Origin of the sequence: Acetivibrio saccincola (assembly GCF_002844395.1) — a bacterium.
Classification (GTDB): domain Bacteria; phylum Bacillota; class Clostridia; order Acetivibrionales; family Acetivibrionaceae; genus Herbivorax; species Herbivorax saccincola.
The window spans coordinates 584,825-610,904 of sequence record NZ_CP025197.1 but is presented as its reverse complement, the minus strand read 5'-3'; the positions used below and the strand labels follow the sequence as shown (position 1 = coordinate 610,904).

The 26,080-nt window shown below is 37.5% G+C and carries 22 protein-coding genes, 3 tRNA genes, 1 pseudogene and 1 other annotated feature; of the genes and pseudogenes, 1 reads left to right on the top strand and 25 read right to left on the bottom strand.

The window, feature by feature from the left end:
* Nucleotides 1-76 precede the first annotated feature (76 nt).
* The gene (locus HVS_RS02710) at nucleotides 77-1,678 is read left to right on the top strand and encodes a peptide chain release factor 3 (RefSeq protein WP_101298985.1); all 1,602 of its coding nucleotides are present in this window, start codon (nucleotides 77-79) and stop codon (nucleotides 1,676-1,678) included.
* A gap of 155 nt (nucleotides 1,679-1,833) precedes the next feature.
* On the opposite strand, the gene HVS_RS02705 is transcribed toward HVS_RS02710, so the two are convergent.
* The 25 genes and pseudogenes from HVS_RS02705 to HVS_RS16905 all read right to left on the bottom strand — a co-directional run bounded on the left by HVS_RS02705 (nucleotide 1,834) and on the right by HVS_RS16905 (nucleotide 26,044).
* Nucleotides 1,834-1,909, bottom strand: a tRNA-Lys gene (locus HVS_RS02705).
* Between the two features lie 3 nt (nucleotides 1,910-1,912).
* A tRNA-Gln gene (locus HVS_RS02700) sits at nucleotides 1,913-1,987 on the bottom strand.
* A gap of 6 nt (nucleotides 1,988-1,993) precedes the next feature.
* A tRNA-His gene (locus HVS_RS02695) sits at nucleotides 1,994-2,070 on the bottom strand.
* 150 nt (nucleotides 2,071-2,220) lie between these two features.
* Nucleotides 2,221-3,492, bottom strand: a pseudogene (locus HVS_RS02690) (sulfate adenylyltransferase subunit 1); the annotation flags it as partial.
* A 190-nt stretch (nucleotides 3,493-3,682) separates the two neighbouring features.
* A complete protein-coding gene (gene cysD, locus HVS_RS02685) occupies nucleotides 3,683-4,483 on the bottom strand; it encodes a sulfate adenylyltransferase subunit CysD (protein ID WP_101298981.1) in 801 nt (266 codons plus the stop codon).
* A 27-nt stretch (nucleotides 4,484-4,510) separates the two neighbouring features.
* On the bottom strand, nucleotides 4,511-4,825 hold the full coding sequence (locus HVS_RS02680) for a 4Fe-4S dicluster domain-containing protein (protein ID WP_101298978.1): 315 nt from the start codon (nucleotides 4,823-4,825) through the stop codon (nucleotides 4,511-4,513).
* Nucleotides 4,809-6,497, bottom strand: coding sequence for an adenylyl-sulfate reductase subunit alpha (locus tag HVS_RS02675; RefSeq protein WP_101298976.1), 1,689 nt, complete (start codon nucleotides 6,495-6,497; stop codon nucleotides 4,809-4,811). Before HVS_RS02675 ends, HVS_RS02680 begins: the two co-directional genes overlap by 17 nt.
* Nucleotides 6,498-6,514: 17 nt before the next feature.
* Complete coding sequence (locus tag HVS_RS02670) at nucleotides 6,515-7,744, bottom strand: O-acetylhomoserine aminocarboxypropyltransferase/cysteine synthase family protein (RefSeq protein WP_101298973.1); 1,230 nt, start codon at nucleotides 7,742-7,744, stop codon at nucleotides 6,515-6,517.
* Nucleotides 7,744-7,935 carry a sulfurtransferase TusA family protein gene (locus tag HVS_RS16910; protein WP_235827745.1) on the bottom strand — a complete coding sequence of 64 codons (192 nt, stop codon included), beginning with the start codon at nucleotides 7,933-7,935 and terminating at the stop codon, nucleotides 7,744-7,746. The genes HVS_RS02670 and HVS_RS16910 overlap by 1 nt, the downstream gene beginning before the upstream one ends.
* Before the next feature lie 170 nt (nucleotides 7,936-8,105).
* Complete coding sequence (locus HVS_RS02660; protein WP_101298968.1) at nucleotides 8,106-8,972, bottom strand: 4Fe-4S binding protein; 867 nt, start codon at nucleotides 8,970-8,972, stop codon at nucleotides 8,106-8,108.
* Complete coding sequence (locus HVS_RS02655) at nucleotides 8,972-9,385, bottom strand: M67 family metallopeptidase (RefSeq protein ID WP_101304041.1); 414 nt, start codon at nucleotides 9,383-9,385, stop codon at nucleotides 8,972-8,974. The genes HVS_RS02660 and HVS_RS02655 overlap by 1 nt, the downstream gene beginning before the upstream one ends.
* Before the next feature lie 50 nt (nucleotides 9,386-9,435).
* Entirely contained in the window at nucleotides 9,436-10,245 is an 810-nt protein-coding gene (locus HVS_RS02650) for a HesA/MoeB/ThiF family protein (RefSeq protein WP_101298966.1), read from the bottom strand.
* Nucleotides 10,194-10,856: an ABC transporter permease gene (locus HVS_RS02645; protein ID WP_159063355.1), complete on the bottom strand. Its 663-nt coding sequence runs from the start codon at nucleotides 10,854-10,856 to the stop codon at nucleotides 10,194-10,196. Before HVS_RS02645 ends, HVS_RS02650 begins: the two co-directional genes overlap by 52 nt.
* Nucleotides 10,801-11,640, bottom strand: coding sequence for an ABC transporter ATP-binding protein (locus HVS_RS02640; protein WP_101298961.1), 840 nt, complete (start codon nucleotides 11,638-11,640; stop codon nucleotides 10,801-10,803). Before HVS_RS02640 ends, HVS_RS02645 begins: the two co-directional genes overlap by 56 nt.
* 210 nt (nucleotides 11,641-11,850) lie before the next feature.
* Nucleotides 11,851-12,105, bottom strand: coding sequence for a DUF1266 domain-containing protein (locus HVS_RS02635; RefSeq protein ID WP_242971648.1), 255 nt, complete (start codon nucleotides 12,103-12,105; stop codon nucleotides 11,851-11,853).
* A 62-nt stretch (nucleotides 12,106-12,167) separates the two neighbouring features.
* Nucleotides 12,168-14,099 (bottom strand): NAD(+) synthase, encoded by a 1,932-nt coding sequence (locus HVS_RS02630; protein ID WP_101298957.1) that lies wholly within the window; start codon nucleotides 14,097-14,099, stop codon nucleotides 12,168-12,170.
* 266 nt (nucleotides 14,100-14,365) lie between these two features.
* The gene (gene hemL, locus HVS_RS02625; protein ID WP_101298955.1) at nucleotides 14,366-15,658 is read right to left on the bottom strand and encodes a glutamate-1-semialdehyde 2,1-aminomutase; all 1,293 of its coding nucleotides are present in this window, start codon (nucleotides 15,656-15,658) and stop codon (nucleotides 14,366-14,368) included.
* Nucleotides 15,659-16,660 (bottom strand): porphobilinogen synthase, encoded by a 1,002-nt coding sequence (gene hemB, locus HVS_RS02620; RefSeq protein ID WP_101298953.1) that lies wholly within the window; start codon nucleotides 16,658-16,660, stop codon nucleotides 15,659-15,661.
* Nucleotides 16,602-18,155 carry a uroporphyrinogen-III C-methyltransferase gene (gene cobA, locus HVS_RS02615; protein WP_101298951.1) on the bottom strand — a complete coding sequence of 518 codons (1,554 nt, stop codon included), beginning with the start codon at nucleotides 18,153-18,155 and terminating at the stop codon, nucleotides 16,602-16,604. The genes hemB and cobA overlap by 59 nt, the downstream gene beginning before the upstream one ends.
* A gap of 1 nt (nucleotide 18,156) precedes the next feature.
* Entirely contained in the window at nucleotides 18,157-19,026 is an 870-nt protein-coding gene (gene hemC, locus HVS_RS02610; protein WP_101298949.1) for a hydroxymethylbilane synthase, read from the bottom strand.
* On the bottom strand, nucleotides 19,023-19,508 hold the full coding sequence (locus HVS_RS02605) for a precorrin-2 dehydrogenase/sirohydrochlorin ferrochelatase family protein (protein WP_101298947.1): 486 nt from the start codon (nucleotides 19,506-19,508) through the stop codon (nucleotides 19,023-19,025). The genes hemC and HVS_RS02605 overlap by 4 nt, the downstream gene beginning before the upstream one ends.
* A 140-nt stretch (nucleotides 19,509-19,648) precedes the next feature.
* A complete protein-coding gene (hemA, locus tag HVS_RS02600) occupies nucleotides 19,649-20,833 on the bottom strand; it encodes a glutamyl-tRNA reductase (protein ID WP_101298945.1) in 1,185 nt (394 codons plus the stop codon).
* A gap of 152 nt (nucleotides 20,834-20,985) precedes the next feature.
* Nucleotides 20,986-23,628 (bottom strand): valine--tRNA ligase, encoded by a 2,643-nt coding sequence (locus HVS_RS02595; protein WP_101298943.1) that lies wholly within the window; start codon nucleotides 23,626-23,628, stop codon nucleotides 20,986-20,988.
* A gap of 14 nt (nucleotides 23,629-23,642) precedes the next feature.
* Nucleotides 23,643-23,882, bottom strand: a complete 240-nt coding sequence (locus tag HVS_RS02590) for a hypothetical protein (RefSeq protein ID WP_101298941.1) — start codon at nucleotides 23,880-23,882, stop codon at nucleotides 23,643-23,645.
* A 40-nt stretch (nucleotides 23,883-23,922) separates the two neighbouring features.
* Nucleotides 23,923-24,167, bottom strand: a binding site (T-box leader).
* Between the two features lie 146 nt (nucleotides 24,168-24,313).
* Nucleotides 24,314-26,044, bottom strand: coding sequence for a copper amine oxidase N-terminal domain-containing protein (locus HVS_RS16905; protein ID WP_235827471.1), 1,731 nt, complete (start codon nucleotides 26,042-26,044; stop codon nucleotides 24,314-24,316).
* Nucleotides 26,045-26,080 lie beyond the last annotated feature (36 nt).

Sequence of the window (26,080 nt, the reverse complement as noted above, 5' to 3'; positions counted from 1 at the left end):
ACCATTTGACAGAATATTAAACAATAATATAAAATAAACCTGTTTGAAAATAAAACATGTAATACGAGGTAAAAGTATGAACCTGAAAGATATAATTTCTAAAGAAGTAGACAGGCGGAAGACATTTGCAATCATATCGCACCCTGACGCCGGTAAAACAACATTGACAGAAAAGCTTTTGCTTTACGGGGGCGCTATAAGGCTTGCCGGCTCCGTTAAGTCCAGAAAGACAAATAAATATGCAGTTTCTGATTGGATGGAAATTGAAAAACAAAGGGGTATTTCTGTTACATCAAGTGTACTGCAATTTGAATACGGAGGGTATTGTATAAATATACTTGACACCCCCGGCCACCAGGATTTCAGTGAAGACACTTACAGAACCCTTATGGCAGCAGACAGTGCAGTTATGCTTATTGACGGTGCAAAAGGTGTGGAAGAACAGACGATAAAGCTATTTCATGTCTGCAAAATGAGAGGTATTCCTATATTTACTTTTGTAAATAAAATGGACAGAGCAAGTAAAGACCCCTTTGAGCTAATGGAAGAAATTGAACAAGTTCTCAAAATACGCTCCTATCCCATAAATTGGCCAATAGGAACTGATGGAGATTTTAAAGGGGTTTATAACAGGGAACTGGCTCAAATAGAGTTGTTTGAAGGGGGCAAACACGGTCAAAATATTGTTTCATCCACTAAAGGAAGTGTTGAAGATAAAGTATTTTTAGATCTTTTAGGGGAACACTACTATAATAAACTATGTGAAGATATTGAGCTTCTTGATATAGCCGGGGATGAGTTTGACAAAAAAAAGTTTGATTCCGGCAATCTCACTCCTATATTCTTTGGTAGTGCCATGACCAATTTCGGGGTACAGCCTTTTTTAGAAAAATTCTTACAGCTGGCCCCCAAACCGGGTATTAAAGATTCTTCAGAAGGTCCGGTTATCCCGGAATCAGATAAGTTTACAGGCTTTGTGTTTAAAATTCAGGCAAATATGAACCCTGCCCACAGGGATAGAATTGCTTTTATAAGAATTTGTTCAGGGCGTTTTTCTAAAGGTATGTCAGTTTACCATGTGAGAGAAGGAAAAGAAGTGAAGCTTTCCCAACCCCAGCAATTTATGGCCCAGGATCGCACCATTGTGGAAGAAGCTTACCCGGGAGACATAATAGGAGTATTTGATCCTGGAATATTCCAAATAGGTGATACTTTAAGTGAAGGAAATGCCAAACTGGAATTTGAAGGAATACCTGTTTTCCCTGCTGAGCACTTTGCAAGGGTTATTCCTGCAGATACCATGAAGAGAAAGCAGTTTTTAAAAGGCATCAACCAACTGGCTGAAGAAGGGGCTATACAGGTATTTAAACAAATTGATATAGGTATTGAAGCATTTATTATCGGCGCTGTAGGTGTACTGCAATTTGAAGTTTTGGAATACAGGCTTAAAAATGAGTATGGTGTGGATTTAAAAATTCAAAAACTTCCTCACAGATTTGCCCGCTGGATAGCGGATAGCACAATAGATCCCAGAAAACTTACTCTTACAAGTTCAACTATGATTGTTCAGGACGAAGAGGAAAGATATGTTCTTTTATTTGAAAATGAATGGTCTATCAGTTGGGCTAAAGAAAAAAACAATTCCCTGGAACTACATGATATTGCAAAAAAGAGTTGAACAAAGAAAACCAAATTAACATAAAAGTATCAAATATGCTTTTACAGGCATTATAAGAGGAAAAAGCAAAAGCCTCTTGATTGAAACTTTATTCCCGTCAATCAAGAGGCTTCTGCTTTTAGTTTTGTCCGTACAGAACATTACTTTAATTATTTTGGTGAGCCATGAAGGAATCGAACCTTCGACACCTTGATTAAAAGTCAAGTGCTCTACCGACTGAGCTAATGGCTCAAATGGCTGGGATGCAAGGATTCGAACCTTGGAATGCCAGAGTCAAAGTCTGGTGCCTTACCGCTTGGCTACATCCCAACAAAATGGGGTGAATAATGGGATTCGAACCCACGACCTCCAGAGCCACAATCTGGCGCTCTAACCAGCTGAGCTATATCCACCAAAAGCGTTCCTGTGAAACAGGCACAACGCTATTTTAAGACAGATATGATTAATTGTCAAGTACTATTTTTAATATTTTTTATTTTTCCGGTAAAAAGTTTAAATATGAGGCTCTTTAGCATGTATAAATTTTTGGATTCAAACCATTTAAATGTACTTGTATTATATTTTTCCTCTGTTTTAGCCCTCGATATTATTCCACCCCCGCAAACATCATACCCGTCAACTATTACAAATCTCCCTGTATTTGGATTTGAACTAAAACTATCAAATACAACCTTTTCCTTTAATTTTAATGTAACCTCTGCCACATCATTTGTTTTAACCTCTCCTACATTTTCTATTGCCTTTAAAGTGGTGGCGTCAATTACTTTATCAATTGAGTGTATTTCACCTTCAACCTCTTGTGTTACCAGTTTTATTTTGTACTTTTTGTTTTTTACAAGGGGGTTTTTACCCAGCCAGAATACATTAACTTTAAGGAAATCAGAAGCTGAAGGGGCATTTTCTCTGTGTGATATAATCTCCCCTCTTTTATTAAAAAACTCATCTTCTAAAGTAATGCCTACAGACTCACCTGCCACCGCCTCTTTTAAAGGTTTTTTTACATTCCAGCCTTCTATGGACTTTATTTTGGTGCACTTGCCCTCCGGGGATATAAGTATTTCATCCCCCACTTTGAGTTTTCCGGATTCAATTCTTCCTGCAACTATCCTTCTGCTGTCAAATTTGTACACATCCTGTATGGGAAATCTTAAAGGTTTATCTTCAAGGGCATTATCTTTTTCAAAAAGGTCTAATGCATCTAAAAGGGGTTTTCCCTTATACCACTTCATTTTATCAGAAGGCTTTGTAATGTTTTCCCCGTTAAATGCTGATACAGGTATATATTTTAGTGGGAATACATTTAGATTATTTAAAAATTTATCCATATCCTTTTTTATCTGATTAAACTTAATTTCTGAATAGTCAATAAGATCCATTTTATTCACTATTACATATATCTTTTGTATCCCAAGAAGGGAAAGAATATATCCATGTCTTTTTGACTGTTCCTGTATTCCTTCATTGGCACATATAATAAGCAGTGCGGCTTCTGCATTTGCAGCCCCTGAAATCATGTTTTTTAAAAACTCCCTGTGACCCGGGGCATCAATTATAACATAATTTCTTTTTTGGGTGTGAAACTGAATTTGCGTAATGTCTATAGTTATACCCTGCCTCTGTTCTTCTTCAAATGCATCTAAAAGGTATGCATACTCAAATGGCTTTCCTGTTTCTTTTGAAATTCTTTTTACCTTTTCTACAGTACCTTCAGGAAGAGCTTTTGTATCGTACAAAAGCCTTCCAATCACTGTGGATTTTCCATGGTCAACATGACCTACAACAACTATCTTTAATATCTCTTTTTTTGCATCCATTTTGCATCCTCTCCCTTTTTACCATATATCCTCAATATGCATCCTCTTTATAAATCATCATTCTATATTCCCACTGCACACCTTCATTACATGCCATCATGGCATATTCTCATTACATACCTTCACTACATGCCATCAGTGCTTATCCTCATTACATACCTTCATTACATATCATCATTTCATATCCTTTCTACATATATCCGGCTTTTCTCAGCTTCTGCATAGCATAGGCATCTTCCTGATCCTGTGCCCTTCCGGCTCTTTCGCTTATTTTTGTGTTTTTTAATTCCTGTATAATTTCCTCAACTGTTGAAGCATTTGAATCTATCTGTCCTGTACATGGGGCACATCCAAGGCTTCTGTACCTTTTTCCGTTTCTGGAAAAGTACAAGTCAACTAAGGGAATTTTCTCCCTTTCAATATAGCTCCAAATATCAATTTCATTCCAGTGAAGAATAGGGTGTATTCTTATGTGGTTTCCCTTTGGAAAGTCTGTTTTAAACTGATCCCACAATTCAGGGGGCTGGTTTGTATAATCCCACTCAGAGTCCTTGTTTCTCTCACTAAAAATCCTCTCTTTTGAGCGGGATCCTTCTTCATCCCTTCTTATCCCTAAAATCAAACCTTCAAATTTATATTTTGATACCACCTCTAAAAGAGGATCTGTTTTAAGTGCTTTACAGCATACAAGCCTCCCTTTGTCCGGTCCCATTCCTTCACTTAATGCCTTTTCATTTTTGTGTACTATAAGCTCTATATTATAATCCTTTGCTATCCTGTCCCTGTATTCAATCATCTCGGGTATTTTATAAGAAGTGTCTATGTGTATGAAGGGAAAGGGACAGTGGCCGAAAAACGCCTTTTTCACAAGCCAGAACATCACAGTGGAATCTTTTCCGATAGACCACAGCATAGCCAGCTTTCCAAACTTTTTATATGCTTCCCTCAATATATAAATACTTTGGGCTTCCAAACGATCCAGATGATCCATAAATACAACCTCCTTTTTATATGCATTCTAATATGCATTTGCTTTGCTTTTATCAATGATTATGATTTTTTCTTCCCCTCTTGGATTTTTAATAATCCAGTGCATTAAGTTGCCTTCTTTTTTCACATGAAGGGTGCTGCCTCTTCCTCCAATATCAGCCCCCAAAAAATACCTAATTGCATTAAAGGAACATTCCTTTAAACATGAGGTGCAGCCCCAGCAGTCTTTAGGGTACCTTATTACGGTTTTCCCCAGGCTGTCAGGGTAAAGAAGGTTTCCCGGGCATACCTCCCGGCACCGACCGCATGCAGTACACTTTTCACTTTCAATCATAATGCTCATAAATATCATCCCTTTTTACCAAATTCCTGAATACCACCTTTATCTCCCCGTTTTCATACCTGGAATTTATAAATTTTAAGAAATTTTCATCATCTTTTTCAGGGTAGTCTTTATTCTCCTGAAAAGCACGCCATCTTGTTTCTTTTCTCTCTTCTAAATGCCTTATAAGTACTTTACAAACAAACAATCTGTCTATCACTTCAAAAATAAGCATAAGTTCGTGCATGTCTTTTGCCTTTAAACCCTTTGAAAGTTCTAAAAGTTCATCTATTTTTAGTTTTGCAATTTGAAGTTTTTTAAGGTTATAGGAATACCCGTCACAGATGCCGCCGGCATACTGATCCATCACCTTTTGCATAGCCTCTTCAATTTCTTCTATGCCATAAATACCTGACTTATCTCCTAAAAAACTTTCCACCTGTTTTTGCTTCTTTTCCACTTCGCCGTCGTCTATTTCTTCTTCTTTTTTATCCTTTATGTATTCCAATGCGGAAAGGGCAGCTATTTCAGCTTCCGCAAAACATCCTGTCACGTACTTCTGAGGTGCTCCCCCTGCCACATCCCCTGCTGCATACAGTCCTTTAAGGTTGGTGGCTCTCTTTGTATCCACCCAGTACCCGCTTCCTGTATGTCCTCCCGTTATATAGGGCTCGGTGCCTTCAATTTCAACATCACTAAAAGAAGGGAGACTGTTTGTTTCAATCCATTTTAAAGTCTGGGCAGGAGCCATGTTAAGATACGCCTTCAAAAGTTCCTCCTCTTCTTTTTTAGAAATCCCCGAGGTCTTTAAAAAACATGGTCCCCTCCCCTCTTTGTTTTCCTCAACTGTTGAAAAAAGTCTCATTGAAGTTTTATTTGAACCGTATTTTTCCTGGTATTCCTCCCCGTAACCGTTTACCTGAGGCGCCCCTACCCCCTGGGCAATTGTACCCGTGGGGGCTATGGTATCCTTACACCTCAGGGCAATAAATCTCATTTCAAAGGTTGTCATTTCCGCCCCTGCCCTTATTCCCATTGCATATCCTGCCCCAGTGTTAAATGGACAGTACCACATTTTATGCCTTGAAAATCCCGGATTGTTTGGCCTGTAAAGACCTGCTGCCCCGCCTGTGGCACATATAACCGCCTTTGCTAAAATTACATAAAATACTTTTTCTCTGTTTGAAAATCCGTACGCTCCTATAATTTTCTCGTCCTTTTTTATATAATCTATTATGTTTACATAGTTTAAAACTTTTATATTTTTGTTCTTTTCTACAGCCTCAGCTAAAATGGGTTTTATATTTTCCCCGTTTATTTTTATGTTTCTATTGCCCCTTGAAACGTACTCCCCTTTTTCATCCTTTTGTATAACAAGACCTAAATTCTCTATCTTTTGTGTTACACTGTTAAGCCTTTTGGAAATTGAATAAACAAGGTCTTCCCGTATCAAATCTTCCGAATCTTTTTTTACATATTCTAAATAGCTTTCAGGAGTCTGCCCCTTTACTATATAGGCATTTAAGGCATTTACCCCTGCCGCTAAACACCCGCTTCTTTTTATATTTGCCTTTTCTGCAATTATCACTTTTAAGTCAGAGTTTTCCCCGATGGTAATTGCCGCAAAGCATCCGGCTGTTCCCCCGCCGATAATCAATATATCCGTCTTTAGCTTCTTGGTTTGTAATTTCAAACATCTCACCACCTTTTTTAAAGGCTTTTTAAAGCCTGGTCAAAATCTTCTTTTATATCTTCTATATCCTCAATACCTACACTGATTCTCAATAAATCATCATATACACCCATCATTTGCCTCTCTTCACAGGTATTTGTCGCATAAATTGTTGATGCAGGGTGAATTACAAGGGTTCTTACATCGCCTATATTTGCAAGGTTTGAAGGGAATTTCAAAGAATTTATAATTTTAAATGCGGCATCCTTAGTCCCAACCCTTATTGTAAGTATTCCTCCAAATTTCCCGTCAAACTGTTCATTTGCCCTTTTAAAGTACTTGCTGCTTTTTAAACCGGGATAATTAACTTTTAGCACTTTTGGGTTTTTTTCAAGGTACAGGGAAAGCTCCTTTGCATTTTCACAAATTCTCTCCATCCTGATACCAAGGGTTTCAAGACCTATGCTGCTTAGGTAAGCATTAAAGGGGGAGAGGCATGCGCCAATGTCTTTAAACAATCCTTTCCTAAGTTTTGCAAGGTATGTGAAAACCCCAAACTTCTCATATTCCTTTAAAGTGTCATACTTTTTAAAATCCCATTTAAAATTTCCTCCGTCAACAATTACACCTCCGATGGTGTTGCCGCTTCCGCTTATGTATTTTGATGTGGAGTGCACAACAATATCTGCACCAAGTTTTAAAGGTCTTATTAAGTAGGGAGTGGCTGCGGTGTTGTCAACTATAAGGGGTATTCCCTTACTGTGGGCAAGTTTTGCCAATTCCTTTATATTGGGTACATCAAGCCTGGGATTTCCTATGGTCTCAACAAAAATCAGCCTGGTATTTTGGTTAACGGCCTTTTCAAAACTTTCTACCTCACTGTCCTCTGCATACCTTGTCACTATCCCATAGTCAGATAGGTTTTTAAACAGAGAGTGGGTGCCGCCAAATATGCCGCTGCCTGATACTATTTCATCACCGCTTTTTAATATATTTAAAACCGCCAAAGTAATAGCCGCCATTCCCGACGAACAGGCAACCGCCCCAACCCCTCCCTCTAAAAAAGCAATTCTTTTTTCAAAGGATTCCACTGTAGGGTTGTTTATTCTTGAATATATAAACCCTATTTCACTTCCTTTGAAAATATTTTCTAGCTTCTCCGGGCTCTTTTGCTCAAATGAAGTAGATTGGTATATTGGGACCTGGGTTGCTCCGGTTTTTTCATCACATTTGAAATTGCCGTGTAAAAGTGCCGTGTTAAACCTCATTATAAGTCACCTTTCTTTACCAGTATTGTAAACGTACCGTCATTATTTCTCTCAACTCCAATAACCATGTGACCTTCTTCCTTTAAGCTCCTTGGTATATTTTCAACCGGCTCCCCTTCATTCATTTTAATTTTCAGTATACGCCCCGCTTCAATTTCTTCCATAGCCGCCTTTGTCTTTACAAAAGTCATAGGGCACACTACATCAGTTATATCTACAAAGGCATCCCATTCAGCCTCCCTCTTTACTTCACCTTTAATTCCGCTTCTAACCTCATCTTTAACCTCGTTTTTAACTCCATCTATAATCCTGTTTTTAACTTCTTCTTTTACCCCGTTTTTTATCTCACTTTTAACCTCACTCATTTTAAAACCCCCTTCAGTTTTTCCTCTAAAACCTCCCATCCCACTCTGTTTAATGTGTGGCCAAATCTTTCGTTTTTTCTGCCATGCTCTTCATAAAATTCAAAAGTTGCTTTAATTACTTTGTGCAAATCTTCCATGGAAAAAATCATAGGCAAAAGCTGTCTTCCTATTTGAATGCTGTTTCCAAATAAACCTCCGAAGTACAGTATAAATCCTGCTTCTCCTTCCCATGCATCGGTGGGGCACCCCTTGACGCATCTTCCGCAGTACACACAGCTTTTTTCGTCAAACTTAAGGGCTCTTTTTTCTTTATCAACTTCAATTGCCCCCACAGGACATACTGCCTGACACAGCCCGCAGTATATGCACTTTTCCCACACCCAGCGGGGTTTTAATCCCCCTTTAATACCCATGTCATTTTCCTCTGCTTTAAGGCAGTTGTTTCTGCATCCGGTAATTCCAAATTTAAATTTGTGTGGAAGTTCCCTTGCATAGTACCTGATGTCAAGCTCTTTTGCTATACCCTCTGAATCTATAAGACCACTTGGGCAAATTTTACATCCCTGACATGCGGTTACCGTCCTTACCCTCGGTCCACAGGCACCTGGCTGCAGCCCTACCAGGGAGAGTTCTTTTTTCACTTCTTCCACATCTTCAAGTTTTATAAAGGGTATTTCAATACTCTGTCTTGCTGTCATGTGCACATATCCTTTTCCGTACTTTTGGGCTATTTCATATACTTTTTTTAGTTTTTCTGCCTCAAGATACCCACCTGCAACCCTAATCCTAAGTGAAAACCTATCCTTTTGAACCGTCTTCATAAAGCCGCCTTTTTTAAGCTCTTTGTAATCAGTTCCGGTCATCATTCCACCTCCTCTATTTCTTCCTCAATTACCTTCCCGTCTATAATTTGAAAACTTTTTAAAAGAGGTCTTCTTCTGTCCGTTAAAGATAAAATCATATAACTCATGCTTTTGTCGTATGCAAGTCTTTTATCTTCTTCAGATGGTCTTGGAGGTGTTTGAGGATGACTGTGAAAATTTCCAATCAGCACAAAATTATTTTTTCTCATATCCCTCACTGCATCAAACTGTTCCTTTGGATCCATTGAAAAATGCTCAGGACTTTTATCAATGTTGGTTAAAAGATACACCTTTTGTATAATTTTTTTATCCCCTTCTATGGTGCCCGCCACAAGTCCACAGGCTTCATTTGGAAGTTCTGATAGTGAATGGTCTAAAATTGTTTTAAAATGCTTTTTGCTCAATACAATCACTTTATCCCCCCTTACTTTGTCCAGGACAACAAATTTGCTTTTTTGCTTTTTTAATTTGTCCGGCACTGTACCTGTTGATAGTCAATCAGTTCAGTAATTACAGGATTTTCGCCGCATATTTCACAGTTACCGTTGTGTGAAAGCTTTATTTTTCTAAACTCCATATTAAGGGCGTCATAAGTCAGTAAGTATCCATTTAGTAAGTCACCGGTACCTAAAATGTACTTTATTGCCTCTGTTGCCTGTATCGTTCCTATTACTCCTCCCATAACCCCAATGACTCCTGCCTGCTTACATGTAGGAACTGCATCCGGAGGAGGGGGGTTTCTAAAAATACATCTGTAGCATGGACCTTTCCCTGGGACATATGTCATTGTCTGCCCTTGAAATCTTATTATCCCTGCGTGTGAAAAGGGTTTGTTTAATAATACACAAGCATCATTTATTAAAAACTTTGCAGGAAAGTTATCTGTCCCGTCTATTATAAAATCATAATCTTTATCTTTTATAATGTCAGTTATATTGGATGAATTTACCCATTCCCTATAGACAACTGTATTTACATCCGGGTTCATTTCAGCTATTGTCTCTTTTGCTGATTCCACCTTGTGTTTTCCCACATCTTTTGTTAAATGTATTATCTGCCTTTGAAGGTTTGACAGCTCAACTACATCAAAATCCACCAAGCCTATAGTTCCCACCCCTGCTGCTGCAAGAAACATAGCCGCAGGTGCTCCCAAACCTCCTGTTCCGATTATAAGTACTTTTGATTGGAGAAGTTTTTTCTGACCCCTTATTCCAACTTCTTTCAGGATAATATGCCTTGAATACCTTTCAAGCTGCTCATTTGTAAAACCCATACACCGCTTCCTCTTGTGGCTAGGAGCATTTCTCCTGACATTAGCGCTCTCCAGGCAAAAAGCCACCCCTGCTTCAGCCCTGATATGATACCCGGAAGACTTGCCGGGATAATTACATTGATATAAGCCTTTACCCCTTTAGCTCCCAGGCTTTTTGCAGATTTTATATAAACAGGGTTTATATTATTGATGCCTGATATGGTTCCTAATGATATTGCAAAAATAGAGCCAATGGCAATTACAAATATAACAGCCTTTTGGTTTTCTCCAAACCACAGTATTGCAAAAGGAAGCCAGCATACATTAGGAAGAGTTTGAAGCCCCAACAAAAGCCCGATTAAATTTTCATTGAGGAATTTAAAATGAGTTATTATAAATCCGGTTAAAATCCCCAAAACAATTGATATAGCATATCCTATAAACACTGTGTTGAGACTGTCTGCTATATAACTCCAAAGCTTAGTTGATGTAAATAAAACAACCAGCCTTTTTATAACTTCTAAAGGAGATGGAAAATAATTAACATTCCAAAAGCTAAAATAAACAGTTCCTCCTCTATAAGCCAATTCCCAAAGTATCACCAGCACCAGATAAAACAGTACCTTTTTCAATGTACCAATCACTGTCAAATTCGCTCTTTGCAACTTTTCCCACCTCATTTTTAAGCTGATTTTTTATTTTCCTGGCATAGTAGTTGATATCCGGGTTTTCAGGGAGCCTTGGTCTTGAAAGCTGTATAGCATATTCTTTTTTTATTTTTCCGGGAGATGAAGTCAAAACAATTACCCTGTCCCCTAACAATACAGCTTCCTCCACCATATGGGTTACAAATATGATTGTTTTTTTGGTTTTCCACCATATTTGCTGCAGTTCAAGCTGCAGGATGCTTCTTGTCTGGCTGTCTAAAGCTGAAAAAGGTTCATCCATCAAAAGTATTTCTGAATCCAGTGAAAGAGCTCTCGCTATTGCAACCCTCTGCCTCATGCCCCCTGACAGTTCATGTACATATGAATTTTGAAATTCTGTAAGATGCACCAGTTTAAGATACTCTAAAGCCCTTTCTCTTCTTGCTTTTTTTGGTACTCCCGCCATTTTCATACCGAATTCCACATTATCAATAACCCTGAGCCAGGGAAAAAGCGCCCCGTCTTGAAAAACCATTGCCCTGTCAGAACCTGGATTTGTAACTTTAGTGCCGTTTATAATTACCTGCCCCGTTGTTGCCTTTTCAAGACCTGCAATTATGTTTAAAAGAGTGGACTTGCCACAGCCAGAAGGACCTACAATGCAAATAAACTCACCTTTTTTGATACAAAGATTTATTTTGTTAAGAGAAGTATTTGTTTTGTTTTTTGAACTATAAATTTTGCTTATATCCTTTACCACCAGCTCCATGCCTTCACCTCATTTATTATTCATATCGGTTTACTAGGTTTTGATTTGTTTTTTAGCCCTGTCATAGTTCTTAAGCACTATAACAGGGTTTGTTTTTAATTCCTAGTAAACTTATATGTTTTATTGGATATTATTATTTTAATACGCACAGAAATAATTGTCAATAGTTTTTTTATTTTTTAATTGTATTATGTTATAAAAAAATATACATTAGAATTTCTGATTCCAATCAAGGTTTTTAAAATAACTTTCCGGATATGTAAGTAATTTTTTAAGCCGCATTAACAACATATCATAATAGTTTTTTTCAATAACATCTACGTAAAATAATATACCTACTGTGCTGGAAATAGCAAATTCACAAAAACCGGAATAATATTTTTGAGCCAGCAAGGCAGATTTCTCCAAATACTTATGAACTTTATTTTCATCAATATAGCCTAAAAATCCCCCCAGCCTGCACAAACTTGTATAATTACTCAGATCAAAAGCATATATTCCGGCTCTGGGAAGAAAAAAGTATGGTTTTACTCATTATTTAGTTCATCAATCCAGGAATTAACTTGTGCATCACTTGGCATCCGCCAGTCCCCTCTAGGTGATAAGCTTACTGTACCCACCTTTGGCCCGTCAGGCATGCTGGATCTTTTAAACTGATGAGTAAAGAATCTCTTTAAGAAAAACAGGAGCCATTTTTTTATTTCATCTTCCCTGTACTTATCGGAAAATGCCTTCTTTGCCAGAAACAATATTTTTGACGGCGCGGCACCGTACCTTATCATGTGGTAGAGGAAAAAGTCGTGGAGTTCATAAGGTCCTATAACTTCCTCCGTCTTTTGCTTTATTTTTCCCTTGTCGTCAGGGGGGAGGAGTTCAGGGGATATAGGGGTATTAAGTATCCTCAATAATACATCCTTTACCCTTTCATCCAAAACATTATCCGCCGCCCATCTTAATAAAAATGCAACAAGGGTCTTTGGCACACCGCAGTTTACAGAGTACATGGACATATGATCCCCGTTATAGGTACACCACCCTAAAGCCAGCTCTGACATATCTCCCGTTCCAATAACAAGGCCGCCCTCTTTGTTTGCAATATCCATGAGAATTTGTGTGCGTTCACGGGACTGGACATTTTCATACGTTATATCATGGGTATTTACATCATGCCCGATATCTTTAAAATGCTGCAGGCAGGCAGGTTTTATATCTATGTCCTTTAAAGTTGCATCAAGGGATTTAATAAGCTCTAAAGAGTTTTGGTACGTTTCTTCAGTGGTCCCAAACCCCGGCATTGTAACTGCAATAATATTTTTTCTGGGTATTTTAAGATGGTCAAAAGTTTTTGCCGTTACCAAAAAAGCCAGAGTTGAGTCGAGACCTCCGGATATGCCGATAACCGCCTTGTCCCTTTTTGTATGCTTCATTCTCTTTGCTAAGGCAGCTATTTGAATTTTAAAAACATCACTGCATCTTTTAGCCCTTGCACCTAAATCACAGGGAACAAAAGGATGAGGCTCTATGTCTCTTGTAATATCATCTGCTTCAATATTGTTTAATTTAAATTGTATTTTTCTGAATTTCATATCTTTTAAATAGCCATACTCCATATAGCTGGTATTTCTGGTCCTGTAGTTAACAAGCTTTAAAAGGTCTATTTCAGAGTATATCATCTGGTCTTCAACAAATCTTTCTGACTGGGAAAGGATTGTTCCGTACTCGGATATAATACAGTGCCCTCCAAAAACCAAATCCGTTGTTGATTCACCCACTCCGGAAGAACTGTAAACATAGGCTGCTATGCACCTTGCTGACTGCTGTTTTACCAGTTCCCTTCTGTACTCATACTTTCCTATTATTTCATTGCTGGCAGAAAGATTAAACAATACGGTTGCCCCGTGCATAGCCTGAAAACAGCTTGGTGGGACTACCGACCACAAATCTTCACATATTTCAATTCCAAAACAAAGCTCTTTATTTTTTTCTTCTTCAAATAACAAATCAGCACCAAAAGGAACTTCCTGTCCTAAAATATCAACGGTATCCCATATGGAGTTTTTAGAGGAAGAAAAATAGCGCCATTCATAAAATTCACTGTAATTTGGTATATAGGTTTTTGGCACAACCCCCAGTATCTTTCCCTTTTGTATAACAACTGCACAGTTAAATAACTGGTTATCCTTTAATACAGGAATCCCAAGTATGGATATTATGTCCAGTTCCTTGGTTTCATCCAGTATTTTATTTAAACACAAAAAAGCATCCTTTATAAGTGCATTTTGATAAAATAAATCCCCGCAGGTATATGATGTTATGGAAAGCTCCGGGAATAACAAAATCTTAATTTTTTCTTCTTCTCCCTTTTTTATCATTTTTATAATTTCACGGGAATTATAGCGGCAGTCTGCAACTTTAAGCTTCGGAACTGCCGCCCCCACTCTTACAAATCCGTATTTCATATAAAATCACCCTTATTTTTAAAAATAACCTTAAATTATTTATTGTAAGCTTTTATCGTCGATTTTATAATCAGTTTATTTCCTTAATTTAGTTTACCATATTTATTTTTAAATATCCATTCTAAGACTTTTATCTTCTTTATTTAGTGGTCTTTTTCTTGTAGTGGTCTTTTTCTTGCCCTTTTTCTTCTGTTAAGTAACCCGGTTTCTTTTAAACAGTCCAACTCTTTTTAATAACTCAACTCTTTTAAACATCCCCGCTTTTTTTAATAACCCAACTCTTTTAAATTGCCCAATACCTTCCTTGCGGCATCTAATGTTTTGCAAATATCCTCTTCTGTATGGGAATAGCTTATAAACATGGCTTCAAACTGGGAAGGTGCCAGATAAATCCCCTCTTTCAGCATATAGTTGAAGTACTTTGAATAAAGCCCGGTATCGCTGGTTTTAGCCTTTTTATAGTTCTCCACACATTCCTTTGTAAAAAATACACTTACCAAGGAACCTACCCTGTTAACCCACATTGGAAGCTCAAGTTCCCCGGCTGCTCTTTTAAAACCCTCTTCTAATTTTAATGCCAAATTATTAATTTTATTGTATATTTCTTTGTTTTCACTTAGAATTTTAAGCTGTGTATAGCCTGCTGTCATGGCTATGGGGTTTCCTGAAAGGGTACCTGCCTGATAAACACCTCCTAAAGGGGATACACACTCCATTATTTCCCTCCTGCCTCCATAGGCACCAACCGGCATACCTGCCCCTATTACTTTCCCGAAAGTAACTATATCCGCATCTACACCGTAAAATTCCTGGGCTCCTCCAAAGCAAAGCCTGAATCCTGTAATTACTTCATCAAATATTAATAGGGCGTTGTTTTTGTCGCAAAGCTTCCTAAGCCCGGTCAAAAAATTTTCTTCAGGGGGTATAACTCCCATATTAGCTGCAACAGGTTCTATAATTACCCCTGCTATTTCATCTTTATTTTCACAAAATAACCTCTCCACACTTTCTATATCATTATACACGGCAACTAAAGTATCTTTGGCTGTCCCATGAGTGACACCCCGGCTGTCGGGAGCTGACAGGGTTAAAGCACCGGAGCCCGCCTTTACCAGCATACTGTCCCCGTGGCCGTGGTAGCAGCCTTCAAACTTTATTATTTTGTCTTTCCCGGTATATCCCCTTGCCAGCCTTACAGCACTCATTACAGCTTCCGTCCCGCTGTTTACCATCCTCACCATGTCTACATTAGGTACTGAACTTGTAATTAACTCTGCCGCTAAAACTTCAATTTCTGTAGGCGCTCCAAAGCTTAGGCCGTTATAAATTGCACTTTCGATGCTTTTTGCAATTTCAGGATGGTTGTGACCTAAAATAACCGGTCCCCAGGAACATACATAGTCTATATATTCATTACCGTCAACATCGGATATTTTTGAACCTTCCCCCTTGCTTATAAATAAAGGATTTCCCCCAACTGCCCCAAAAGCCCTTACAGGGCTGTTGACTCCACCGGGCATTACCTTTTTGGCTCTTTCATATAAAGAATTTGAATTCATCTACCCAATATCCCCCTTCCTTATTGCCTCAGAAAGTTCCTTTGCATAATATGTTATCAATATATCTGCACCTGCACGGTAAACTCCCACGGCACTTTCACACATTACAGGGTACTCATTTATAAACCCGGCTTTTGCCGCTGCCTTTATCATTGCATACTCACCGCTTACACTATAGGCTGCTACAGGAAGGTTTGTATTATTTTTAACCTCTTTAATAATATCAAGGTAGGACATTGCAGGCTTTACCATAAGTATATCCGCTCCCTCTTTTACATCAAGAAGTGCCTCCTTTACCGCCTCCCTTACATTATGATAATCCATCTGATAACTTTGCCTGTCCCCAAAGACGGGGGCTGAATCCACAACATCCCTGAAAGGACCGTAGTAAGATGAAGCATATTTAACTGCATAGGACATTATGGGTATGTGGCTGAATCCGTTTTCGTCCAAAGCCCTCCGGATTTCACCTACCCTTAAATCCATCATATCGGAGGGAGCCACCATATCTGCACCGGCTATAACATGGGATAGTGCAGTTTTCGCCAAATATGGCAGTGTCTCGTCGTTTAAAATTCTGTCTCCCCTTACCAGACCACAGTGCCCGTTATCGGTATATTCACACAGGCATACATCTGTAATGACCATCATTTCAGGAAAACGTGATTTTATTTCTTTAACCGCCTTCTGTACAACCCCGTCTTCTGCATATGCACCGCTGCCTTTCTCATCCTTTGTTTTTGGAATTCCAAATATAAGAACAGCGCTTACCCCAAAGCTTAATGCCTCTTCAATTGCATAGGCTACAGTGTCCGGGCTGTAATAGAAATGTCCTTCTAAAGATTTAATCTCTTCTTTGATATTGCTGCCTTCTTTTATGAATATTGGCAGTACCAAAGATTTTGGGGAAATTCTTGTTTCCCTTGTAAGGTCTCTTATGTTTTTATTTTCCCTCAGCCTTCTTGGCCTTATCTCTCTTCCACATATTCCTGCTTTTTTCATTGCATACCTCCAAAATCTTACTAATCATACTTGCAACTGTTGCTTCATCAGAAACAAAATGCCTGATACCATATTCTTTAGCCTTTAAGGCGGTTTTTTCACCTATACAAATGCCTGTTACCCTGGACAAATCCACCTTTGGCATGGACTTTACAAATGCTTCAACTGTGGAGCCACTGGTAAAAGTCACTAAATCAATTTCATTCTGTTCAATTAATTCCTGCATATGCTGTGCATTTTCATTTTTAAATAATGTATTGTAAATTGGGATATCTTTAAACACAATACCCCCCTCACTAAGTATATTAGGGATTTCTTCCGTACCCCTTAAAGCCCTTACAAGTAAAACTTTTTCCCATTTCTTTGTCCTTTCTAAAAGCCCTTTAGCCAAATTTTCACCATCAAAAACATCCGGTACAAAATCCGCTGTTATACCGCGTTCTTTTAAAGACTGTGCCGTCTTAAGACCCACTGCGGCAATTTTAATATCTTTTAGCACCCTAAAATCCATATTTTCCTTAAGAAGATATTTAAAAAATGCATCAACACCGTTTTTACTTGTAAATACCATCCAGCTATAGCTGGATATGCAGTTAATTTCATTTTTTAAAATTTGATTATCCGTCATTTCCTGTATTTCTATACAAGGATAATCATAAACTTTGCATCCAAGTTCTTTAAGCTTTGTACTAAGCTCATTTCCCGATTCTTTAGGTCTTGTCACAATGATTTTTTTCCCAAAGAGAGGTCTTTTATTAAACCAATTATATTTATCAGCAAGCTTACACACCTCTCCCACCACAATTACCGAAGGGGATTTTATCTCTTCCACCGTTGCCCTTTCATAAAGGTTTTCAATGGTTCCTGCAACCATACGCTGATTTGGGCAGGTTCCGTTTTCTATAATGGCTGCCGGTGTATCCTTGTCCATACCAGCTTTAATGAGCCCATCCATAATTTCTTTTAAAGAAGCCACCCCCATTAAAAACACCAAAGTGCCTCCCGCTTCACAAAGGGCTTTGTAATTTATCTTTAGTTCTTCATTTTTCTTTTGATGTCCGGTAATTATATGAACGCTGCTGCAAAAATCCCTGTGGGTAACAGGAATTCCCGCATAAGAAGGAACGGATATGGCAGAGGTTATCCCCGGCACCACCTCAAAAGGTATATTGTTTTCAAAGAGAAGTTCCAGCTCTTCTCCACCCCTTCCAAACAAAAAAGGGTCTCCCCCCTTTAGCCTTACCACCATGTTGCCTTCCTTTGCTTCCTTTAGCAATATATTATTTATCTCTTCCTGAGGCACTTTATGATTACCGGAATGTTTTCCCACATCAATTTTTTTTGTTCCTTTTGGTATTAAATCCAGTATCTCCGGCGATACAAGCCTGTCATACACAACCACATCTGCTTTTTCAATATATTCTTTTCCCCTAAGAGTCAATAGCCCGACTTCCCCGGGACCTGCCCCCACCAATGCCACAAATCCTTTTGCCACTTTACTTCTCTCCTTTAAGCTTTTGTGCCAATGCTATTCCTATTTTTTCTGCATCTTTTATTTCCCCTGACATACTGCCCTTTCTCACAATTCCTTTTTCCTCATTGACATATAAACCGCTTAAAACAAATTTTCCCTTTTCAATGCGTGCATATGCGGCTACAGGAGAAGAACAGCCCCCATCTAATGCAGCTACAAAAGCTCTCTCCCCCAGAGATGTCTTTTCCGCCTCTTCACAGTGAAATCCTTTTAAAAAGTCAACATTTTCACCTTTCCTGGCCTGAACTGCAATAACCCCCTGACACGCCGCCGGCATAATCTCTTCCGGTGAAAAATACTTATTGATTCTATGTGTAAGACCAAGTCTTTTTATACCTGCTGCAGCCAAAACAAGGGCGCTGAATTCCCCGTCATCAAGTTTTTTCAGCCTTGTAATGACATTTCCCCGGATTGGGGCTATATTTGTATATCCTAATTGGGATAATTGAATGGTTCTTCTTTTACTTGAACATCCTACAGGCTTTGCCTCATCCCTTTTGGCTTTTGGAAGTATAAGAACATCCCGCTCGTCTTCCCTTTTAGACACCGCCACTATCGGCAAATCCGGGTTTACCTCCATGGGCACGTCCTTATAACTGTGCACCGTTATATCCACCAGGTTATTTAAAAGGGCTTCATCCAATTCCTTTACAAAAAGTCCTTTGCCTCCCACTTTATCAAGGGTTTTGTCCAATATTTTATCCCCTGTGGTTTTCATAGTTACAAGACGGGTTTTTATGTTTTTATCAAAACTTTCTATCGCATCCATAACAATCTTTGCCTGGATAATTGCAAGTTTGCTGTCCCTGCTTCCCACTCTTATTATTCTCATTCCGTAATACGCCCCTTTTTAAAAAAGTCCCTTATTTTTGCAGCCTTTTCTTTTACCATGCTGTGATTATTTCCATTATTTGAGATCATTCCTCCTATTATATCTTCATCAGAAAATATAGCCGGAAAGAAAAAGTCACTGTTTTCTTTGTTATCCGCTGTATTTACAAGAATTTTTAATTCTCTTGCTTCCTTTGCTACAGCTTCATTTACGCTCTTTTTGTCTGTTGCGGCAATAACCATATATGCCCCTTTGATATCCCCTTTTTTGTATTCTCTTTTAATTATATTTATTTTACCCTCATGATATATTAATTCTAATTCTTTTTTTACTTCCGGAGCTATCACCGTTACTTTTGCGCCAAATTTTATAATTACTTTAATACGCCTTAAGGCAACCTTTCCCCCGCCTACCACTATGATTTTTTTGTCTTTTAAATTTACAAAAAGGGGGAAATGAGAATACTCCCTTTTATTTTTCAAATTATCACATCCTGTTTAACCCGGTATTATATCATTTTGATAAAACAACTTTTTTTATAGCTGCATTAATGATGTAACTATTCTATTTATAAAATTTTATTTATAAATCTTACTGATAAAGCTTATTGATAAATTTAAATTTATCTTTTTGACATTATTCCCTCTTTTATTTTTAAAAACATTTCCTCTTTTATATCATCCTTTATAGAATACATAATATAATCAATGGTTTTTGATATGGCTTTTTCTATCTTCTGCTCTTCCGTTAAATGCTTTTGTAAATTCTCTTTTACTTTTTTAATTGTTAAATTTTTAACACTGGCTATGTCCCGGGAATATCTATGCATGGCAAACCATTCATAAAATTTTTTCATTTGCTTTTCAACAATGGCATCTACAATTTCAATTTCCGTACTGTTATCTTTTAACCCACAGCTTCCAATGGTATCAATGTTATAGTGTTTTATTCCTTCAATTGTACTTACAGCCGGCTCCACATCCCTTGGAACCGCCAAATCAATTATATAATCAGGAAGTGCCTTACACTCCTTTAGCATTTGATAAGTTATTGTGTAGTGAGGACTTGATGTGGCACTAATTATCCCATTAACCTTATTAAAATACTCCTGCCGCAAATTGTAGTTTACAGGAATACAGCCATCTGGCACAGTAGCATTCCCGGGTTTCCGGGTTCTAAGGGTGACATATACCTCACATCCTGATTGATTTAAAAGGCTGCATACACTTCTTCCCACTTCACCTGTGCCTATTACAAGGACTTTAAAGCTGGGACTTTTTTTAATATCATCTTGTAAAAGTTCCACAGCTTTTTTGGCAACGGAAGGGCAGACACTTCTTAGATAAACACTGGATTTAACTTCTTTTGCAGAAGTTATTGCATAACGGAACAGAGTGTTTAGCACCGACCCGCTTACATTTTCTTCCCTGGAAATTTCAATGGAATTTCTTACCTGGGAAATAATCTGGTCTTCCCCAAATATCATTGAATGAAGGCCACAAGCTACTTCCATCAGGTGCTTTACTGCTTCTTTCCCTTCTTTCATAAAAAAAAACTTTTTATATTCCCTAGCATCAACTCCTGCATATTTGCACAAAATACCAACAGGGTCAATGGTATTTTCTTTTTTATTACTGTATATGTAAATTTCTGTTCTATTACAAGTGCACAGCAATACAACATCTATGTGGAAGTTTCTATTTATGTCTTTTATTATCTCCCTGACTTTACTTTTTGTAAAACTGAATTTTTCCCTGTACCCAATCTCTGCAGTACGGTAATCAATTCCTGCCATTATTATACCCAAAATAAAGTTCCCCGCTTTCTTGTGGAAAATTTTTAATTTAAAATTTATAATCTACCTTCAGTATTACCCATTTTTTAATTATTCTAACGGTGGCATAAAATAATATACAGAATATAAATTTTAAAAAATGGCCAGCAGCTGGCCATTTTTTATTACTTTTTAAGGCTGTTTAATCTTTCTAACACCTTTTCATACATCTCCTGATATTTTTCTTTCTTTTCACGCTCAGCATTAACCACTTTTTCAGGTGCCTTTGAAATAAATCCTTCGTTAGAAAGCTTTTTATTTACTCTGTCAAGCTCTTTTTCAAGGTTTTCCTTTTCCTTTTCAAGCCTTTCAATTTCCTTTTCAATATCTATTAAATCCTCAAGGGGAATAAATACTTCCACCCCTGCAAGGACAGATGTCACTGCATCAGAAGGTATACCCGATTTATCTGGCTGTATAATAATCTCTGAACTATAGCCTAATGTTTTGAAAAATCCTTCTCCCTCTTTTAATATTTCCTGCTCCCTTATGGCCGGGGCAACAAATATGGCCGTCGCCTTCCTTGACGGTGGTACATTCATTTCTGCCCTTATATTTCTAATGCTTTTAATGATGTTCATTATAAGCTGCATTTTATTTTCTTCTTCTTCAAAATTATATTTCTCCTCATACAAAGGCCATTTTGAAATCATTATACTTTCGTCTTCATTTATAAGGTGCGAATAAATCTCTTCAGTGATAAACGGCATATATGGGTGTAAAAGCTTCATGGATGTACCTAATACATAGTTTAATGTATACTGAGCTTCAAGCCTTGAATCAGACTCTCTGTCATAAAGTCTTGGCTTTACAAGTTCAATATACCAGTCACAAAACTCATCCCATATAAATTCATACACTTTTTGCAGTGCTATACCAAGTTCAAATTTTTCCATATTTTCTGTAACTTCTTTAGAAAGGGAATTCACCCTGCTTAATATCCATTTGTCAGCTATTGTAAATTTCTCCGGGTTTACTTTTGAAAAATCAATATTATCATCAAAATTCATAAGAACAAATCTGGATGCATTCCAAATTTTATTTGCAAAATTTCTGCTAAATTCAACTTTATCATCTGAAAATCTCATGTCATTTCCTGGTGAAGTACCTATTGTAAGGGCAAATCTTAATGCATCCGTCCCATATTTATCAATTATTTCCAAAGGATCTATACCATTACCCAAGGATTTACTCATTTTTCTTCCCTGGGCATCCCTCACGATACCATGTATAAAGACGTACTTAAAGGGTATCTTCCCTGTATGCTCTAAAGCTGAGAAAATCATTCTCGCTACCCAGAAAAATATTATATCATAACCTGTAACAAGTACATCTGTAGGATAAAAGTATTTTAAATCCTCTGTCTCTTCAGGCCATCCTAAAGTTGAGAAAGGCCAAAGGGCAGAGCTAAACCATGTGTCAAGAGTATCCTCATCCTGTTTTATCCTTGTGCTGTTACACTCAGGACAAACATCCGGCATTTGGTGTTCCACCATCATATGCCCACATTCCAAACAGTAATATGCAGGAATTCTGTGACCCCACCAGAGCTGCCTGGAAATACACCAATCCTGTATGTTTTCCATCCAGTTAAAATATATCTTTGAAAATCTTTCAGGCACAAATTTTATAGAACCGTTTTTAACTGCCTCTATCGCAGGCTTTGCCAAAGGCTCCATTTTAACAAACCACTGTTTCGAAATTATAGGCTCTACTACAGTATTACACCTGTAGCATTCTCCCACATTGTGGGTATGATCTTCTACTTTAACCAGCAAATCAAGGTTTTCAAGATCCTTCACAATCTGCTTTCTGGCTTCATACCTGTCCATTCCGCTGTACTGGCCTGCAAGCTCATTCATTGTTGCATCATCATTCATAACCTTTAGTTGCGGTAAATTGTGCCTAAGTCCCACTTCAAAGTCATTAGGGTCATGGGCAGGAGTAATTTTAACAACTCCGGTACCAAACTCCATATCAACATATTCATCCGCAATTATAGGAATTTCCCTGTTCACTAAAGGAAGAATTACAGTCTTTCCTACAAGATGCTTGTACCTTTCATCATCAGGATGTACAGCCACCGCCGTATCCCCAAGCATTGTTTCAGGTCTTGTTGTGGCAATTACCAAATACTCGTTGCTGTCCTTTACAGGGTATTTAAAATGCCAGAAATGCCCCTGTTTTTCATTATGCTCAACTTCCGCATCTGATATGGAAGTATTGCATTTAGGACACCAGTTTATAATTCTCTCTCCCCTGTAAATAAGACCTTTTCTATAAAGCTTTATAAATACCTCTTTTACAGCGTTGGAAAGTCCTTCATCCATGGTAAATCTTTCACGTTCCCAATCACAGGAGCTTCCTAGTTTCTTTAATTGTTCTACAATCCTTCCCCCGTACAGTTCTTTCCACTTCCATGCCCTCTTTAAAAACTCTTCCCTGCCTATTTGTTCTTTGGTAATTCCTTCTTTAGCCATAGTCTCAACAATTCTTGCTTCTGTAGCAATACTTGCATGGTCAGTTCCTGGAAGCCATAGGGCACAATAACCCTGCATTCTCTTCCACCTTATTAAAATGTCCTGCAAAGTGTTGTCAAGAGCATGACCCATGTGTAGCTGCCCCGTTATATTTGGCGGCGGGATAACTATTGTAAAGGGTGTCTTTTCCTTATCAATTTTTGCATGAAAATAGCCTTTTTCCATCCATTCACTATAAATCCGGTCTTCAACCTGTTTAGGATCATATGTCTTTGCTATATTACTCATCTAAAAACCTCCATTTATTTAAATGCTATTAAAACCAAAATTACACCGGGTAATGCTAAAAGCAGCCCTGTTATTTTTGTATTTACTTCTGCCCTGTTAAATTTATATTCCAAAATCTCTTCTTCCTTCATTTGGTGTTCAAAATCACACTCAACCTTTTCATGGAGATTGAATTTTTTAACTATAAATTTAGAAAAAATAGCACAAGAAAATCCAGGTATTAATAAAATTATTGATAAAATTTTTAAAAACAAATCCTCCCTCCTCTTAAATAAAAAAATCCTCTCATCCTAAAAAATGGACGAAAGAATGTTTCCGCGGTACCACCATATTTCCCAATTATAAATACACCTGAGTTATGTATATAATTGGACCCTCTATCGGAATAACGGCTCTTTACCGCCACAGTCTACTGCTATTTCAACTGCAGAGCTTCTAAGCTACCTTCGACAGCTGTTGCTTATAGAAAACTTTCAGCCTAAGGTTTTCTATCTCTTTTTAAGCCAGCACTGTCTACTCCTCTTAATCATCGCCTTTTCATTATTTACATTATTAATAAAAATAATAAATGAATTTTTATTATCTGTCAAGGCAATAAAAGAACCTTCTTGTAATTTATATAAAACAAAAAAAGTTGTGTAGAAAGTTTTTAACCCCTCTGCACAACTTCTTTTTTAAGGATTTATTAGAATTTAAAGATAATTACTGTCTTTGTTTCTCCATCCCAGTCAACAACTGCACCCATTGCTTCTGATACAAATCTTATTGGAACCATTGTACGGCCTTCAATAACATTTGCAGGTACATCAAGTTCATATACTTCTCCATTGACATAAGCTGTTGTTTCTCCTATTTTCAATACTATTTCATTATCCCCGTCTACAATTGTAACTGTCCTTGTTTCATGTTCGTATCCTACATCTGCTCCCATTTCCTCTGATATAGCCCTTATTGGAACCAGTGTTCTTCCATCAATAATTTGAGGAACTACATCAGGAAATTCAATATAGCTTCCATTTAAAATAACATTGATTCCGTCTTTTACCGGTGGCTCTACAATTGTATCTGAAGGAATTTCCCCACCAATTACTGAACCCAAAATACCAGCCAGTTCTGCAAATAAATCTATAGAGTTTTCTTCTGTTATTTCAGGTATTTCTACATCAATTTCTTTGTTTATATTGTAAATTGAACTTTCATAATTTATACCTAATTTAATTTTGCCGTCTACAATGTCTTCTTCATTTTCTGCAACTTCATCGTCTTCAAGATATAGATCATTTTCCGGAAGTAGACTAACTTTATTTTCAAGTTTTCCTGCTCCTAAATCTATATTCTCCAAGTTTAATACAGCTTTTTGCCATTGTGCAAAATCTATTTCTATATCTATAGCATGTTTTTGTTCTACCACACAGCCATCTTTATTAATAAAGTAAGTGGATGTAATTCCTTCTTCCCCAAGTATCTTCGCATCTTTCAAAGCTTCAAATACTTTTGATACAGCTTTTCTGTACTCTGGGAATTCTTTAGAAACTTCAGCCAGACCTTCATCTATTTCCGCCATAGCTTCTTTTATAGCTGCTTCCTGGTCAAATTCCTCACCAATGCCTCCTCCAAGATCTTGATAAAGCAACTCGTAATTAACAAGGCTTAAGGAAGTTTCCATGTAGTCTCTGAATAATTCCAATGTTTTATCTTGTAGTATAACATCGTTAATTATAGCTTCCATAAATTTTTTGAAGGATGCATCATCTAATTTTACTTCATATTTTGTAGCACTTTCCCCTTTACTTGTAGTTCCAGTGCCTTTCTTAACTGCAACTTCCATTCCCAGATCTAAATCAGCAGCACTGGATTTTATATAATCAAATATCATATCAAAAATTTCTTTCCCTATATTTTCTACATTGCTATAGTCTACAAATGCATCTACTTCTTCAAATAAATTGTCATAATTGATTACTATGTATTTTCCTGCGTATTCACCATTAGCTAATGAAGCAAGTAACAATTCCGGAACTGTGAATATAATCTTCATTGAAGGCTTATCACCTGAAGCATCTACATCTGCCCAAAAGCTGAAGTTAGCCTTTGTATCTGCTATTTCCAGTTCATAATCAACTGCTGCTTTTGCCTTTTGCCCTTCCTCATCTGACCATGCTTTTTGATTTGCAACCAATTTTATTCCATCTAAATACACAGCCAATTCCTTTAAAACTTCCTGAACCTCTTCATTACTACTTTCGCCGCTAAAGCTTATTTCCAATGTTGAAGTACCTTCATAGGATTTTAATTGGTTTGTTGTGGTAATAAGTGAGTCAATTAGTTCAATTTCGCTTGTTGTACAGCCAGCCAATGCCATTGATGCAAGTACTAAAACCATTACTACTGCTAATACTTTTCTTAATTTTTTCATATAGTTACCCTCCTTGTATTAAATATAATTTTATTC